The following is a 517-nucleotide window of genomic DNA, read 5'->3' as shown; positions in this document are numbered from 1 at the left end:
GGATCGGACTTACCGCGGGTCCGTGCCGAGGCCCGGGCCTGCGACATGAGTTTGGGGGCCACCCGTACCACGGACTGGCCGGCGGTGAGCAGATCGCGCTCCAGGCGAGCTGACAGGTTGCGACAGTCCTCGATACCCCACAGCAATTCTTCCCCGAACTGCTCGCGGGCCCAGGCCAACGCCTTGTGGTGTCCGATGGTGGTGGCTTTGACGACCTTCTCACCGAGCTTGCGGCCGACCTCGTCGACCGCAACAAAGGTGTGGGTGCGCTTGTGGACATCGGTTCCAACGACGACCATGAACGGTGCCTTCTTTCATCAGAGGTGGATGAGGCGAAGGTCGGGCCGGCCGGCAGGACACATCTCAGTGGGGGCGGTGCCACGCTCCTATCAAGTCACGCCGGTCGGTCCTTCCCGCCTGGTATCGGCACAACGGCCGAATGCCAGCCCGCAGGCGGCAGTGTTTGCAAGAGCCAAATACCAGGTGAGAAGTAACCCAACCACCGCAACAGCGGCAA

The 517-nt window shown here is 63.8% G+C and carries 1 protein-coding gene; it reads right to left on the bottom strand.

Features of this window, described 5'->3' with window-relative positions:
* A partial coding sequence (locus VXD91_RS30905; RefSeq protein WP_346417174.1) for a transposase occupies positions 1-299 on the bottom strand: 299 nt, incomplete at its 3' end.
* Between the last annotated feature and the right edge of the window lie 218 nt (positions 300-517).

Source organism: Mycobacterium sp. SM3041, from assembly GCF_039668335.1.
In the GTDB taxonomy this organism is placed as follows: domain Bacteria; phylum Actinomycetota; class Actinomycetes; order Mycobacteriales; family Mycobacteriaceae; genus Mycobacterium.
Note: the sequence above shows the minus strand (reverse complement) of the source record. Positions and strands in the feature narration are given on the sequence as shown.